1 pseudogene is annotated in these 285 nt (G+C 46.7%); it reads right to left on the bottom strand.

Annotation, left to right across the window (positions count from 1 at the left end):
- Positions 1-285, bottom strand: a pseudogene (locus LD028_RS08805) (PucR family transcriptional regulator); the annotation flags it as partial.

The raw sequence follows: 285 nt of genomic DNA, 5'->3' as shown, positions 1-285 counted from the left end.
AATAGCGAACGGCATAAAAGCTTGAAATATGTCGAATCAAAATTTCCTTTTTGATGAGCCCTTTCCACCTTGCAAACCCATACAACTCCCCGACGGCTGTCAAGGGAGGGATGATGATCCAATAAAAAGGAGGAAATCTCTTGGTCTGAGTATTCTCCTTCAAGCCATCCTTTCAGCCACTCATTTTCTTCCGTGCGCCGTTTCTCCTCGGCATAAAGGTTCCGCAATAAGTGTTGCGCCCAAGCAGTCGCGGTGCGGTCCAAAATGAGAAGGTCAAACTCATTG

The organism is Anoxybacillus sp. LAT27, from assembly GCF_022030075.1.
GTDB classification, from domain to species: domain Bacteria; phylum Bacillota; class Bacilli; order Bacillales; family Anoxybacillaceae; genus Anoxybacillus; species Anoxybacillus kestanbolensis.
This window is presented reverse-complemented; position numbering and strand designations above follow the sequence as displayed.